At 71.2% G+C, this 13,967-nt stretch carries 13 protein-coding genes; 4 read left to right on the top strand and 9 right to left on the bottom strand.

The genetic code is table 11. From position 1 onward, the window contains the following. Positions 1-177: 177 nt before the first annotated feature. From AB0O19_RS22200 to AB0O19_RS22190, 3 genes are read right to left on the bottom strand one after another with little or no spacing between them, the layout of a single operon-like run. Positions 178-618, bottom strand: coding sequence for an NUDIX domain-containing protein (locus tag AB0O19_RS22200; RefSeq protein WP_363584655.1), 441 nt, complete (start codon positions 616-618; stop codon positions 178-180). Beyond that, complete coding sequence (locus AB0O19_RS22195; RefSeq protein WP_363621657.1) at positions 615-1,868, bottom strand: DegT/DnrJ/EryC1/StrS family aminotransferase; 1,254 nt, start codon at positions 1,866-1,868, stop codon at positions 615-617. The genes AB0O19_RS22200 and AB0O19_RS22195 overlap by 4 nt, the downstream gene beginning before the upstream one ends. Continuing rightward, positions 1,865-2,857: a Gfo/Idh/MocA family oxidoreductase gene (locus AB0O19_RS22190; RefSeq protein ID WP_363621655.1), complete on the bottom strand. Its 993-nt coding sequence runs from the start codon at positions 2,855-2,857 to the stop codon at positions 1,865-1,867. Before AB0O19_RS22190 ends, AB0O19_RS22195 begins: the two co-directional genes overlap by 4 nt. 156 nt (positions 2,858-3,013) lie before the next feature. On the opposite strand from AB0O19_RS22190, the gene AB0O19_RS22185 reads away from it, so the two are divergent. After that, positions 3,014-4,339 carry a helix-turn-helix transcriptional regulator gene (locus AB0O19_RS22185; RefSeq protein ID WP_363621653.1) on the top strand — a complete coding sequence of 442 codons (1,326 nt, stop codon included), beginning with the start codon at positions 3,014-3,016 and terminating at the stop codon, positions 4,337-4,339. 310 nt (positions 4,340-4,649) lie between these two features. Here the strand turns inward: AB0O19_RS22185 and AB0O19_RS22180 are convergent, their stop codons facing one another. Further along, a complete protein-coding gene (locus AB0O19_RS22180; protein ID WP_363621652.1) occupies positions 4,650-4,835 on the bottom strand; it encodes a hypothetical protein in 186 nt (61 codons plus the stop codon). Then, positions 4,832-5,095 (bottom strand): hypothetical protein, encoded by a 264-nt coding sequence (locus tag AB0O19_RS22175; protein ID WP_363584647.1) that lies wholly within the window; start codon positions 5,093-5,095, stop codon positions 4,832-4,834. Before AB0O19_RS22175 ends, AB0O19_RS22180 begins: the two co-directional genes overlap by 4 nt. A 122-nt stretch (positions 5,096-5,217) precedes the next feature. Here AB0O19_RS22175 and AB0O19_RS22170 point away from each other — a divergent pair, with 122 nt between their 5' ends. From AB0O19_RS22170 to sph, 3 genes are all read left to right on the top strand, one after another. Continuing rightward, entirely contained in the window at positions 5,218-6,048 is an 831-nt protein-coding gene (locus AB0O19_RS22170) for a helix-turn-helix transcriptional regulator (RefSeq protein WP_363621650.1), read from the top strand. Further along, positions 6,045-6,257, top strand: a complete 213-nt coding sequence (locus tag AB0O19_RS22165) for a DUF397 domain-containing protein (RefSeq protein ID WP_363621648.1) — start codon at positions 6,045-6,047, stop codon at positions 6,255-6,257. The genes AB0O19_RS22170 and AB0O19_RS22165 overlap by 4 nt, the downstream gene beginning before the upstream one ends. 188 nt (positions 6,258-6,445) lie before the next feature. Continuing rightward, positions 6,446-7,441, top strand: coding sequence for a sphingomyelin phosphodiesterase (gene sph, locus AB0O19_RS22160; protein ID WP_363584641.1), 996 nt, complete (start codon positions 6,446-6,448; stop codon positions 7,439-7,441). Positions 7,442-7,480: 39 nt separating this feature from the next. Here the strand turns inward: sph and AB0O19_RS22155 are convergent, their stop codons facing one another. From AB0O19_RS22155 to AB0O19_RS22140, 4 genes are all read right to left on the bottom strand, one after another. Further along, a complete protein-coding gene (locus tag AB0O19_RS22155; protein ID WP_363621646.1) occupies positions 7,481-9,949 on the bottom strand; it encodes a SpoIIE family protein phosphatase in 2,469 nt (822 codons plus the stop codon). Between the two features lie 146 nt (positions 9,950-10,095). Further along, positions 10,096-10,716, bottom strand: coding sequence for a TetR/AcrR family transcriptional regulator (locus AB0O19_RS22150; RefSeq protein ID WP_363621644.1), 621 nt, complete (start codon positions 10,714-10,716; stop codon positions 10,096-10,098). A 143-nt stretch (positions 10,717-10,859) separates the two neighbouring features. Further along, positions 10,860-12,500 (bottom strand): AMP-binding protein, encoded by a 1,641-nt coding sequence (locus AB0O19_RS22145; protein WP_363621643.1) that lies wholly within the window; start codon positions 12,498-12,500, stop codon positions 10,860-10,862. Positions 12,501-12,739: 239 nt separating this feature from the next. Next, positions 12,740-13,921 (bottom strand): acyl-CoA dehydrogenase family protein, encoded by a 1,182-nt coding sequence (locus tag AB0O19_RS22140; protein ID WP_363621641.1) that lies wholly within the window; start codon positions 13,919-13,921, stop codon positions 12,740-12,742. Between the last annotated feature and the right edge of the window lie 46 nt (positions 13,922-13,967).

Here is a 13,967-nt window from a genome sequence, read left to right as displayed (position 1 = left end):
TATGACTGAGGTGACCCCGGCGATGTGGACACACCTGACAATGGATCTTGTAGATCCAGGAAGGTGAAGATCCGCGTGGCAAGGCCATCGAAGTACAACCCGGAGTTCGGAGCCGACGCGGTCGCGCTGTGGCGGGGCCCTCGGGGAATCCGAGGGCCCCGCCGCACTCGCACCACCTCAGCGGGCGATCAGCTCGCGAACCGCGTCGCTCACTTCGGGGAGCTCACTGGGGAGTGCCCACTGGTGGGCGTCGTGCTCGGTGAGGACGACCGGTTCGGTCTTCTCCACGGTGACGGCGAAGTTGAACTGGCGGGTCGTGCCGCCGCGGCTGTTCTGGTAGTCGAAGTGCCCGATGTAGCCGGTGACCTCCTTGATGGTCAGCCCGGTCTCCTCGGCGGTCTCGCGGTACAGGGCGTCGAGGATGGACTCTTCCTCCTCCAACTCGACCGTCCCGGAGGGGATCTCCCACAGGCCGCCCATGTAGTCGTCGGGGTTGCGCCGCACGAGCAGGACCCGGCCGTCGTGGTTGATCACGGCGGCGGCGACGAAGCCGCTGATTCCGGCGGCTTCGGCATCGGTCGCCAGGCCGGCCACGAACTCGGGGGAGGTGACAGTCACTGCAGCTCCTTGTGATGGTCGCTGATCTTGACGGCCGCGCGGACGTACTGCTCGGCCACTTCCAGATCCTGCTCACGATGCCAGACCGGGAGCTTGATCATGTGGGCGTGGGCGTGCTCCGCGACCGGGAAGTCCCCTGCCTTGTACCGGCGGTGGGAGTGCGGGTGCCCGGGGAACAGTGGTCCGGGCTGCTGGTACAGCGGGAGCTGGTTCATGGGACAGGTGGAGCCGGGGCGGTCGAACTCGGTGGCGCCCTCGGCGATCAGCGCCTGGTGGAAGCGCTCGATCGGCAGGCCGTCGAGTTCATCCGGCTTGTAGGTGAGCGTCAACCCGTACCAGGACGGGATCACCCCGTCGGGCATCTCGGTGACTTCCAGGCCGGGTGTCCGGGCGAGCTGGCCGGTGAGGTAGCGGGCGATCTCCGCCCGGCCGACGACGTAGCCGTCGAGGCGGGCGAGCTGGTCATGGGCGATGGCGGCGGCAAGGGGGTGGATGCGGAGCTTGAGGCCGGCCCCGGTGACCGCGTACCGCGCGAGCGGATGGCCTTCCGGGATCTCGGTCTTGGCCCGCTTGTTGTAGTGCGCGAGCGTGATGACCCGGTGGTAGGTGTCGTCGTCGTCCGTGAGGACGAACCCGCCCTCGCCGCCGGACAGCGGCTTGGGGCCGTTGAGGGAGAAGGCCGAGGCGAGGCCGAACGTGCCGACCTTCTGCCCGGCGATGCTCGCGCCGTGGGCGTGGGAGCCGTCCTCCAGTACCGCCAGGTCGTGGGCGTTCGCCACGGCCACCAGGTCGGTCATGTCGGCGGGCTTGCCCCACAGGTGGGTGACCATGATCGCGCGGGTTCGGGGGGTGATCAGCTCCTCGATCCGGTTCGGGTCAATGTTGCCGTCCGGCCGGGTTTCGCACAGCACGGGCACCGCGCGGAGGTGGAAGAGCGGGGAGGCGGTGGCGTGGAAGGTCCAGGCCGGAACGATGACCTCGTCGCCGGGCTTGATCCGGGCGGCCCAGTAGGTGGCGTGCAGGGCGGCGGTGCCAGAGCTGGTGGTGACCGCGTGCCGGACGCCGAAGTACTCCTGCAGGCCGTCCTCCAGCTCGGCGACGATGCCGGACCGGCCGGGGATGGAGATCGACTCCTCAAGCTGGGCGGCGACCTTGGCGCGGGTGATGTCGTCGATCGGCGGCCAACTGAAGTGCGGTCCCGTGGCGGTGACTTCGGGCTTGCCGCCGAGCAGGGCGAGGGTGCTGGTCACAGCATCTCCTTCGGGTCGATGTAGCGCCCTGCTGCCTTGGACTGGTAGCAGGAGGCGATGAACGCGGCGTGCGCGAGGTGCTGGTCGGGGCCGGAGGTGTTCGGCCGTTCGCCGTCCAGGACCCGGCAGAAGTAGTCGATCTGCGCGGCCGATGCCGAGGCGGGAGCGTGGGGGCGGGTCAGCTCCTCCACCACGGCGCCGTGCAGGTCGAGCCGCTGGACCTGGCCCTTGGTCAGCAGCACCGAGCCGCGGGTGCCGACCACGTGCAGGCGCTCGGTCTTCGGAGCCACCCACCGGGACAGCAGCACCGAGCCGTACAGGTCGGTGTCGTAGCCGAGCTGGATGACGGCGGTGTCCTCCGCGTCGTATCCGCCGCCGGGGACGGCGGTGGTGGAGAACTCGGCGATGACCCGGCTGGGCAAACCGAAGTACCACAGCAGCAGGTCGATGAGGTGGTAGCCCATGTCGATGATGCAGCCGCCCCCGGCCTGCCGGATGTCCCCGCGCCACCCGGCGCCGGGGTCGTCGGTGTGGAAGGTGTACTGGCCGTCGATCAGGAAGGGGATGCCGATCTGGTCCAGCATCCCGGCGACGCTCGCGTGGATCGGGTTAAAGCGCCGCTGGAGGGTGACCATCAGCTCGACCCGGCCGGCCTGGCAGACCTGGGCGAGATCCCGGGCCTCCCACACGCTGGTGGCGAACGGCTTCTCCTTGAGGACGTGGACGCCCCGGGCGGCGCACTCGTGGACGACCTCGCGTCCGGCGTGGTGCGGGACGGCGACAACCACGAAGTCCGGGGCCACCGCGTCCAGCAGCTCACCGGTGCGGGTGAATCCCGGGACCTGGAGCTGTTCCTGCCGCTGCCGCAGGGTGTCGGGGTTGCTGTCGCAGATGGCGACGAGCTCGGCCCTGCTGGAGGCGAGCAGGCCGGGCAGGTGGTCTTCGAGCGCCTGGTGGCCGAGGCCGATGACCGCAGCGCGTCGTTTCATGCGCGGACTCCTCCCGCTTCGTGAAGGAACTTCTTCGGTGCACGACGAGTAGAGCCCAACTCACGGTCACCAACCAGGCGTTGTCTGTTGTCCCGGGGTAGTCCAGCCCGTACGCGCAGTAGGCTCACGGTCACCGTCGATGATGGGATTGGCCCCGTGGACGACCAGATCCGGCACCCCCTCGCGTACGCCCGCGCGCTTCGCGGCTGGTCCCAGACCGACCTCGCGGCCCGCATCCACCACGCCGCCAGGAACAGGCCCGAGGGTCTTCGCTCCGGCACCGACAAGGCCGCCGTCAGCAAGTGGGAGAACTGGCGCAAGACGCCCAGCATCGAATCCCAGCTCCTGATCGCCGAGGCCTTCGACGTCCCGATCAGCGACCTGGGAGCCTTCGAGTGGCCTCACTGGCTGCCAGGCCAGGAACAGCCGGTGCCACTCGGATCGGCGTTCACCGTCCACGCACTTCGAGACGCACAGAGAGCCACAATGGACCATCGCCGCCGCACCTTCATGACCTTCAGCGCGCTCGCGCTGGCCGGACTCTCAGCCCAATGGGCCACCCTCGAACCCGACCGGCTCACCACCGCTCTGAACGGCAAGCACGTCGACGGCGAACTGGTCGACTGGCTGGAGGACACCAGCGCCAAGCTGACCGCCCTGCCCACCGAACAGCGCCAGCACACCGCCAAGCTGATGGACGCCCAACTGGAGACGGTCACCGACCTGCTGGAACAGGGCCGGTACACCGAACCCATCGGCCAGCGCCTCCACCTGCTGGCCGCCTCCCTGGCCAGCACCTGCGGCTGGCACCGCTTCGACCAGGGCCAGCACTTCGCGGCGGGCAAGCTCTGGAACGCGGCCCTCACCAACGCGCACGCCGCCCGCGACCGCGACCTCGGGGCCGGCGTCCTCTCCGACTTCGCCTACCAGTCGATCTGGCTCACCCAGCCGGGCGCCGCCGTCGAACCGCTCAGCCAGGCCCTCATCCACACCCGGCACCCCACCGCACAGTCCCTGCTCTACCTCCGCCGGGCCCGCGCGCATGCCGCCCTCGGAGCCGCCGCCGACTGCCACCGCGACCTGGCCGCCGCCGAGAACGCCCTGCTGACCGACAGCCCCGACCAGGCCCCCGCATGGTGCCGGTGGATGAGCACGGCGGACCTGGCGGTCGACTCCGGCCAGTGCATGCTCGACCTCGGCCGTACCGACCAAGCGCACGCCCGCATCGACGAGGGCATGAGCCTGCTGCCGCGCTCCCGCGACAAGACGCGCGGGATCTTCCTGACCTACGAGGCCCGCAGCCTACTGCAGGCCCGCGAGGTCGAACATGCCCTTGCCGTTACGAATCAGTCCCTCGACCTCGCGACCAGGATCGGCGCCGACCGGTGCGTCACCCTGGTGCGCGAGCTCGCGCCGGCGTTCAAGCCCTACCGCCAGGTCGATGGCGTTGCCGACCTCATGGACCGCCTCAAACCGAGCTAGCGTTGCGGGTTCAATGCCGACACCTTCGAACCCGACACGCGACTTGCCTAATGAATGCACGGTTCGTTGCAGAACCCGGTCACCTCCAGCCACGCGAAGTCGAGCGGTGCGGGTGCGACTGTGCTGTTCAACGTGCGCCTCCAGAGAACAGGGAAGGTAAGGAATCGACGGTGATCGAGGGACGGCCGCTCCCCGCCGGCGGGGTGGCCGGCGGGGAGCGGTGTGGCTCGGCGAGGGTCTGGCGCCAACGTGCCCTCGGAGCCGGCCGGCAGGGGAGGTAGGCCTACCGGCACCCGTCCGTGATTGCCTGTCACGAACGGGCGTTGAACCCCGCCACCGCGCGGGATGAGCACTCGCGGCGCGTTGGCGGGAGCTTGTCGGTCCGGTTCGCGGTTCGGCCGACAGCGGCGCGGCAGCCGTTGACCACAGCGGTGAAGCCGCCGGCCGCCAACGAGCTGAGGTGCAGCCCGGCGAGCAGCATCTCCCCCGAGGTCACGCCGGCTCCGGGAACATCGGCCGACGCTGCGGGCTGCTCCCCGTACCCGGCGCGATCTCCCTGGGGTCGCACCGTCGCAGCTGATCGGGCCTGGTCGTCCACTCGCACCCCCCGCCGAGCGGCCTCAGGAAGGCCGCCCCGCAGAGGATCTCCATGAAGACCCCCTCCTTCGGCTTGCCGTCGTCGTCTCGGTGCTTCAGGTCCCGCACCACCTCGTTGCGGACGAAGTCGGGCAGCGCGGATTTCGGGTTTTCGGGCATGGGGTCTCCGTAGCGCTTCGCTCTTGGCGTGTCACTTGCTGTAGCCATGGTGGCGTGGTCTCCACTACGATCGCCAGAGTCTTACCTTTGACAGCAATGTCGTGTGAAGGAGCCGAAGGATCATGGCTGAAGCCGAGGTTGACGCCCAAGCATCACCGCAGGTGCGCTTTGGCCAGGAGCTTCGCAGGTCACGACGGGCAAGGCGCTGGTCGCAGGCCGAAACTGCCAAGCGCCTGGGGTACTCGGGCGCGCACATCTCATATGTCGAGAACGGGAAGCGTTCCCCAACACGGGCACTGGCTGTTAAGGCCGATGAGGTGTTCGAGTCAGGCCAACGGTTCTACGAGTTGTGGCGGCGATTCAGCCGCGCAGCGCTTCTTGAGGGCTTCGCCGAGTTCGCCGACGCTGAGGCACGATGCCGCCGGCTGAGAACGGTCGGCCTGATCATCGTTCCTGGGCTGTTCCAAACCCCTGCCTATGCAAGGGCACTGGCACAATCGGCCGTCAGGCGCGGCACGATCACCCCCGCTGAGGCCGATGAACGCACCGACTATCTGTCCTTGCGTCAGGAGATCCTCACCCAGAAGACTCCCCCGATGATTCACGCAGTGATCGAAGAAGGCGTTCTCCTCCGCCCCATCGGCGGGCCGCAGGTCATGGCTGAACAGCTCCGCCACCTTGAGGAACTGGCTCAGCGCCCGTACATCACGATGCAGGTGGCGCCGTTTGCCATCGGCGAGAACCTGTCCTTCACACTGCCGGTGGTCCTGCTGAACCTCCCCGACCAAACAGTCGTGGGGTATGCGGAATCGACCGCGAGAGGCCACCTTGAGCGGTCTCGCACAACGGTTGCAGGATGGGAGAGGGACTACGATCAGATGCTGGTGGAAGCGCCGCCGCAGGCCGCATCCCAGGCGATGATCCGCAGGGCCCGAAAGGAACTCCAATCATGACCGACCTCGTAGACCTGTCCGGCGCTTCCTGGATCAAATCCTCCCACTCCAATAACGGCGGTGACTGCGTAGAGGTAGCTCCTGGCTTCCCTGGCCTGACGCCCGTCCGTGACTCCAAGGACCCCGAGGGTCCTGCCCTCGTCTTCCCCGCCGACGCCTGGTCGTCGTTCGTCGCCGCCGTCCAAGCCGGCGAGTTCGGCGAGGTCTGACGCGCACAACTCTCGCGAGCCCCACCACCCTCAGCGGGTGGTGGGGTTCGCGCGTTCTGGGCGGTGACAGTGTTTCAACTGCGTTCACCGAATGCTCTTGCGCGGTCTTGTGCACCGTGCGGGCGGCGACGTTGGATGTACACCATCCGCTGACCGTCGCGTTCACGTCATACCCTCACGGAGCCCCAATGCCGCTGTCGTCCCTCCGCAAGGCCGCCGCCGCCTGCGCTGCCGCCGCCGTGCTCGGCGCGCTCGCCACCGCCCCCGCCACGGCCGCCACCGGCGCCACGACCGAGAGCGCCCCGGTCACCGCGCCCGCGCTGGACGTCCTCACGTACAACACGTTCCTGATGAGCACGACCCTCTACCCCAACTGGGGCCAGGAGCACCGGGCGCAGGCGATCGCCTCGGCGGACTTCTTCCAGGGCCACGACGTGGTCGTCCTGGAGGAGGCCTTCGACAACGCGGCCTCCGACGCCCTGACCGCCAAGGCCTCGGCCGCCTACCCGTACCACACCCCGGTCGTCGGCCGCTCCACCAGCGGCTGGGACGCGACCTCCGGCAGCTACAGCTCCACCACCCCCGAGGACGGCGGCGTGACGCTGCTCAGCAAGTGGCCGATCCTGCGCAAGGAGCAGTACGTCTACAAGGACGCCTGCGGCTCGGACTACTTCTCGAACAAGGGCTTCGTCTACGCCGTCCTGAACGTGAACGGCCAGCGCACCCACGTGGTCGGCACCCACCTGCAGTCCACCGACTCGGGCTGCTCCAACGGCCAGCCGGCCGCCATCCGGGCCAAGCAGCTCACGGCCATGCGCGGCTTCCTGGACGCCAAGCAGATCCCGGCGAACGAGCCGATCCTGCTCGCCGGTGACCTCAACATCGACTCGCACGGCTCCGAGTACCAGGCCCTGCTGGACAACGCCAACCTGGCGCCGGCCTCCGCCCGCACGGGCTGGCCGTACTCCTTCGACACCGCCGACAACTCCATCGCCGCCTACCGCTACCCGGGCGAGCCCAAGGAGGACCTGGACTACGTGCTCTACCGGGCCGACCACGCCCGCCCGCAGCAGTACACCAACCAGGTCCTGCGCACGCACAGCGCGCCGTGGACGGTGAGCAGTTGGGGCAAGAGCTACACCTACACCGACCTCTCCGACCACTACCCGCTCGCCGCGCACTGACCGGGGAAGCGCACTGACCAGGGACTGACCCGCGGGGAACTAAGCAGCCCCGAAGGGCAGTTCCAGCTCGGCCCAGACCACCTTGCCGTCCCTGGTCAGCCGGCTGCCCCAGCGCTGGGCCAGCTCGCTGACCAGGAACATGCCGCGCCCGCCCTCGTCCTGCTCGGCGAAGGGGCGCAGCTGCGGGGCCGCCCCGCCGGCGTCGGAGACCTCCAGGGTGAGCACCCGGTCGCGGAACAGCCGCAGCCGCCGCGGGGCGTCGGCGTGCAGCAGGGCGTTCGTGACCAGCTCGCTGACCAGCAGTTCGGCGTAGTCGGAGAGGGCGGTCAGGCCCCAGGCGTCCAGGGTGGCGCGGGTGAAGCGGCGGGCCTTGCCGGGCAGCCGGCCGCCGCCGGTGAGCGGGAGGGTGGCGATCCGGTCGGCGGGCAGTGGCAGCACCCGCGCCATGATCATCGCGATGTCGTCCTCGGTGCCGTCGGTGACCAGTGCGCCGAGGACGGCGTCGCAGTTCTCCTCCAGGGTCCGGCCGGGCCCGGCGAGGGTGTCGGCCAGCAGGTCGATGCCGTCGTCGAGGTCCTGGCCGCGCCGCTCGACCAGGCCGTCGGTGTAGAGGGTGACCATGCCGCCCTCGGGCAGGGCGAACTCGATCGACTCGAAGGCCACCCCGCCGACGCCCAACGGCACGCCGGGCGGCACCTCGACCCTGCTGGCGGTGCCGTCGGGGGTGACCCAGATCGGCGGCAGGTGGCCGGCCGAGGCGACCTGGACGGTGCGCTCCAGCGGGTCGTATACCGCGCAGATGCAGGTGGCGAACTGGCCCTCGCCGATGCCCGAGGCGGTCTCGTCCAGGCGTGTGAGGACCTGCTCGGGCGGCATGTCGAGGGTGGCGAGCGTGCGGGCGACGGTGCGCAGCTGGCCCATGGTGGCGGCGGCCCGGATGCCGTGGCCCATCACGTCGCCGACCACCAGGGCGACCCGGCCGCAGGACAGCGGCACGACGTCGAACCAGTCGCCGCCGACCTCGCTGACCACGCTGCTGGGCAGGTAGCGGTAGGCGATCTCCAGGCCCAGGGTGCGGTGGATCTCCTGCGGCAGCAGGCTGCGCTGGAGGGTGAGCGCCGTCTCCCGCTCGCGCCGGTAGAGCCGGGCGTTGTCGATGGCCAGCGCGGTGCGGGCGACCAGTTCCTCGGCGAGCGCCACGTCGGCGTCGCTGAACGGCTCGGAGTTGCGCATCCGGATGAACTCGGAGCCGCCGAGCACCATGCCCCGGGCGGTGAGCGGCACCATCAGGTACGAGTGGATGCCCGCCGCGATGCCGGGCTCGACCCGGTCCTCGCTGGCGACCAGGCCGCGCAGCACCTCGGCGTCCACGTGGGCGCGCAGCAGGGGGCGTCCGCTGCGCAGGCACTGGGTGTAGCTGCGGTCGGGGGCGTACTCGGAGGTCTCGCCGACGGTGTCGACGGCGTGCGCGAGGCCCGACTCGTAGGACTCGCCGACGGCGACGGCACGCAGGGTGACCGTCCGGTCGGAGGGGATGGGGGTGGGTTCGGCGCCGCGCAGCACCGGTTCCAGCAGGTCGACGGTGGCGAAGTCGGCGAACCGGGGGACGACGGCCTCGATCAGCTCCTCCGCGGTGCGCTGGAGGTCGAGGGTGGTGCCGATCCGGGCCGTCGCCTCCGCGATGGTGGCGAGCCGTTCCTGGGCGCGGGCGGCGCGGGCCTCGGCCTGGAAGCGCTCGGTGACGTCGATGATCGAGGAACAGACGCCGAAGACCCGGCCGGTGGAGTCCTCCAGCCGGAAGTAGGAGGCGGACCAGGCGCGGTCGCGCTTGGGGTCCCCGGGCACCCGGCCGTGGGAGCGGGCGTCCACCACGGGCTTGCCGCTCCTGAGCACCTGCCTCATGGTCTGCTCGATCTCGACGCTGTTGATGCCGGGCAGCACCGCGGGTATCCGGCGGCCGAGGTGGGCGGCGACGGGGACGCCGTTCATCCGGGCGAGCGCCTCGTTGAGCCGGACGTAGCGCAGCTCGGTGTCGTAGACGGCCATGCCGATCGGTGAGCGGTCGAAGACGCCGTCGAGGACGGCGAGGTCGGCCTCGACCGCCTGGAGGGCGCGGATGTCGGAGGCGGTGGCGAGCAGCAGCAGGGTGCCGGCCGGGCCGGCGATCGGGTAGGTGCGGAACTCCAGGTCGACCTTGTGGCCGTCGCGGTGGCGGACGGGGAAGACGCCGGACCAGCCGGTGGAGCCGCCCATGATGTGGGCGAACAGGGACAGCACCTCGGGGCGGTCGGTGCCGTCGGTGAGCAGCTGGGCGGCGTAGCTGCCGACGGCCTCCTCGGCGGAGTAGCCGAGCAGCGCCTCGGCGTCCTCGCTCCAGTGCAGGATCAGGCCGTCGCCCTGGAGCAGGGCCGTCGCGAGCGGGACGAGTCGGTGGCCTTCGGGGCGTACGGGGGTGCCGCCCGGTGCGGGGCCGGCGGCGGAGGTCACGTCCCACTCGTTTCCGTGCATGATCAGGCAGCACCCCGGTTCGGCTCGTGCCCGGCCGGGGGCCTCACGGTCCGTGTCGGCCGGGATTCTTCTCCAGACTGCACGGACATCGGCCGCCCGGCGACCCCTTGGTCAGGGGTCGTCCGGCCGTTCCGGTAGTACGGGAGTCATGGGCGTACCGGCCGCAGCGTACTCTCCAGAACGCCGGTCCACTGCCGGATCACCCCGGATCGTCGGACGCTGTCGTCGGTGAGCAGGTTGGCCAGGCCCAGCCCGCGGGCGAGGTCGAGGGTGGCCTGCACGGACTCGCGCACGCCGGGGCGGGTCTCGTCGGCGTCCAGGAACTCGACGGCGGCCCGGTGGGCCTCCCGGCCGACGTGCCCCTCCAGGGCGATGATCCGCTCGCGCAGCGGCTCCTCGGTGGCGGCGGCCGTCCACAGGTGCAGGGCGGCGCGGAACAGGGGACCGGTGTAGAGGCGCACGATCATGTCGACGACGGCCCGGGTGCGGTCGGGGCCGGCGGCCGGCAGCTCGTCCGTGTGGGCGCGGACGGCGGCCAGCCGCTCGGCGGTGACGTGTTCGACGGCCGCGGTGAACAGGTCCTCGCGGGTCGGGAAGTGGTGCTGGGCGGCACCCCGGGACACTCCGGCGCGCTCGGCGACCACCGTGACGGTGGAGCCGTGCCAGCCGAGCTCGGCCAGGCAGTCCACGGCCGCCGCGAGCAGCCGGGCCCGGGTGGCGCGGCTGCGGTCCTGCTGGGGGGTGCGGACGGCGGGGTGGCTGGTCATGGCTGGCGGCGGTTCCTGTTCCGGTGGGGGCTCGGCGGGCCGGTCGTGCCCGGCGGGCCCGTCACGGTCGGCGGGCCCGCCGTGCTCGGCGGGTCGATCCTCACAGACGGGCGCCGGTCTTCGGCCGCCGGGGGCCCGGCCGCTCAGCGGGAGGCCTCGGGGGCGGTGGGCGCGGCGGCCGCGGTCGCGGACGCCGCACGGCGCTCGGCCTCGTGGGCCCGCAGCTCGCGGCGGAGGATCTTGCCGGCCGCGGACTTGGGGACGGCCTCGACGAACTCCACCGCGCGGACCTTCTTGTACGGGGCCACCAGCCCGGCCACGAAGCCGGTGACGTCCTCCGCGCTCAGGCCGCTGCCCGGAGCACGGACCACGAAGGCCTTGGGGCACTCGGTGCCGTCGGCGTCCGGAACGCCGATCACGGCGGCGTCGACGATCTGCGGGTGGCCGAGCAGCACGGCCTCCAGTTCGGCCGGGGCCACCTGGTGGCCCTTGTACTTGATCAGTTCCTTCACCCGGTCGACGATGTACAGGTACCCCCGGTCGTCGACGAAGCCGACGTCGCCGGTGTGCAGCCAGCCCTCGGAGTCGACCACCGCGGCGGTGTCGGAGGGCCGGCCGAAGTACCCCTTCATCACCTGCGGGCCCCGGATCAGCAGCTCGCCCGGCTCGCCGGGCCCGAGGTCCTCGCCGGCCCCGTCCAGGGCGGCGACCCGCAGCTCGGTGGAGGGAATCAGCCGCCCCACCGAGCCGGGCGAGGGGTCGCGCTCCAGCGGGGAGACCACATGGGTGACCGGGGACAGCTCGGTCATGCCGTAGCCCTGGAGCAGGTGCGGCAGGCCCAGGCGGCGGGCGCAGGCGGCGGCGAGCTCCGGATCCAGCGGAGCGGCCGCGCACAGCAGGTACTCGACGGAGGAGAGGTCGAAGCGGTCCACGACCGGGTGCCTGGCCAGGGCGAGCGCGATCGGCGGGGCGACCACCAGCGCCTGCACCCGCTGCTCCTCGATGGTGCGGCAGAACTGCTCCAGGTCGAAGCGGGGCAGCACCACCACGGTGGCGCCGCAGCGCAGCGGCTGGTTGAGCAGCGCGGTCAGGCCGTAGATGTGGAAGAAGGGCAGCACGGCGAGCACCCGCTCGCCCACGGCGGGCCGGTAGAGGGCGTCGCACTGGGCGAGGTTGGTGGCGATCGAGCGGTGGGTGAGCATCACCCCCTTGGGCAGTCCGGTGGTGCCGCTGGAGTAGGGCAGTACGGCGACGTCCCGGCCCGGGTCGATGGCGATCCCGGGGGCGGGGCCGGTGGTGGCCAGCAGGTCGGCGAGCGAGCGGTGGCCCTCCGCGCCGTCCAGGACGAGGATCTCGGCCAGTGGGCCGCCCTGCTCGGCAAGCAGGGCGGCGGCCTTGCGGGCGGTCGGCAGGAGCGGGGAGACGGTCACCAGCCAGCGGGCGCCGCTGTCGCCGAGTTGCCCGGCCAGGTCGGCGGGCGTGGCCATCGAGGACACCGTGGTCACGGTGGCGCCGGCCCGGGTGGCGCCGTAGAAGGCCGTCGGGTAGCCGAGCGTGTTGGGGCTGAACAGGGCCACCACGTCGCCCTGGCGCACCCCGGCCGCGGCCAGTCCGGCGGCCACCCGCTCGACGCCGGCGGCGAGCCGCGCGTAGCTCACGCGCTCCCCGGTGACGCCGTCGATCAGGGCCGGCCGGTCACCGTACGCCGCCGCGCCGCCGAGCACCGCCTCATGGATCGGCAGGTCCACCGTCGGCACGTCCGGGAATTCGCTGCGGAACACCAAAGTAAGCCTCCAGAAAGGTAGTTGACGCATCGACTGGCGCGGCGAAAGGTCGACCGAGGGTACGCACAGGAGCATACGGACCATGACGTCCGCCACTGCAAAGTTCGCCGAGATGTCCCTCTGGTGACCCACCGGAAGCACGCCGGGCGGGTGCGCCCGGTGGACGCGGTGCGTCCGGTGGGTCCGGTGCGTCCGGTGGGTCCGGTAGGTGCTTCCGGTGCGCCCTGGAAGGAGGCGGACTAATAGGACTTCGGGAGGCCGAGGGTGTGCTGGGCGACGTAGTTGAGCACCATCTCGCGGCTGACCGGGGCGACCCGGCCGACCCGGGTGGCGGCCAGCAGCGCGCCCAGCCCGTACTCCTGGGTGAGGCCGTTGCCGCCCAGCGTCTGCACCGCCTGGTCGACGGTACGGGCGGCGGCCTCGCCGGCCGCGTACTTGGCCATGTTGGCGGCCTCCCCGGCGGCCAGGTCCTCCCCCGCGTCATAGAGCAGCCCGGCCTTCTGGGTCATCAGCCGGGCCAGCTCGATCTCCACCGCGCACTGGGCCAGCGGGTGGGCCAGGCCCTGGTGGGCGCCGATCGGGGTGGACCAGACGGTGCGGGTCTTCGCGTACTCGACGGCCTTGCCGAGGGCCTGGCGGGCCAGGCCGAGGGAGAACGCGGCGGTCAGCACACGCTCGGGGTTGAGGCCCGCGAACAGTTGCAGCAGGCCGGCGTCCTCGTCGCCGACCAGGGCGTCGGCGGGCAGCCGGACGTCGTCCAGGAAGACCTGGAACTGCTTCTCGGGGGCGACGAGTTCCATCGGTATCGCCCGGTACTCGAAGCCGGCGGCGTCGCGCGGGACGATGAACAGACAGGGCTTGAGCCTGCGGCCCCCGCCGGTGTCCGCGGTCTCGGTGCGGGCGACGAACAGCACGGCGTCGCAGTGGTCGATGCCGGAGACGAAAACCTTGCGGCCGGTCAGCAGCCAGTCCCCGCCGTCCCGGCGGGCGACGGTGGAGATCCGGTGCGCGTTGGAGCCGGCGTCCGGCTCGGTGATGCCGAAGGCCATCTTGCGGCTGCCGTCGGCGAGTCCGGGCAGCCAGCGCTGCTTCTGCTCCTCGGTGCCGAAGCGGGCGATCACGGTGCCGCAGATCGCCGGGGAGACGATGAGCAGCAGCAGCGGGCAGCCGGCCGAGCCCAACTCCTCCAGCACGATGGCCAGATCGGTGATGCCGCCGCCCCCGCCGCCGTACTCGGCGGGCAGGTTCACGCCGAGGTAGCCGGCCTTGCCCGCGTCCGCCCACAGCTCGTCGGCGGGCTCGCCGGCCCTGGCCTTGGCCATGTAGTAGGCGGAGCCGTAGCGGCGGCCGAGGTCGCCGACGGCCTGGCGCAGGGCCCGGCGTTCTGTGGTCTCGATGAGCTGACTGCCGATGGTGGACATGCGGGGTCCTTCCTCAGGCTTCTGCGGCGGGCTGGACGGCGGCTGG

The organism is Kitasatospora sp. NPDC091276 (assembly GCF_040684355.1).
Lineage (GTDB): Bacteria > Actinomycetota > Actinomycetes > Streptomycetales > Streptomycetaceae > Kitasatospora.
Note: the sequence above shows the minus strand (reverse complement) of the source record. Positions and strands in the feature narration are given on the sequence as shown.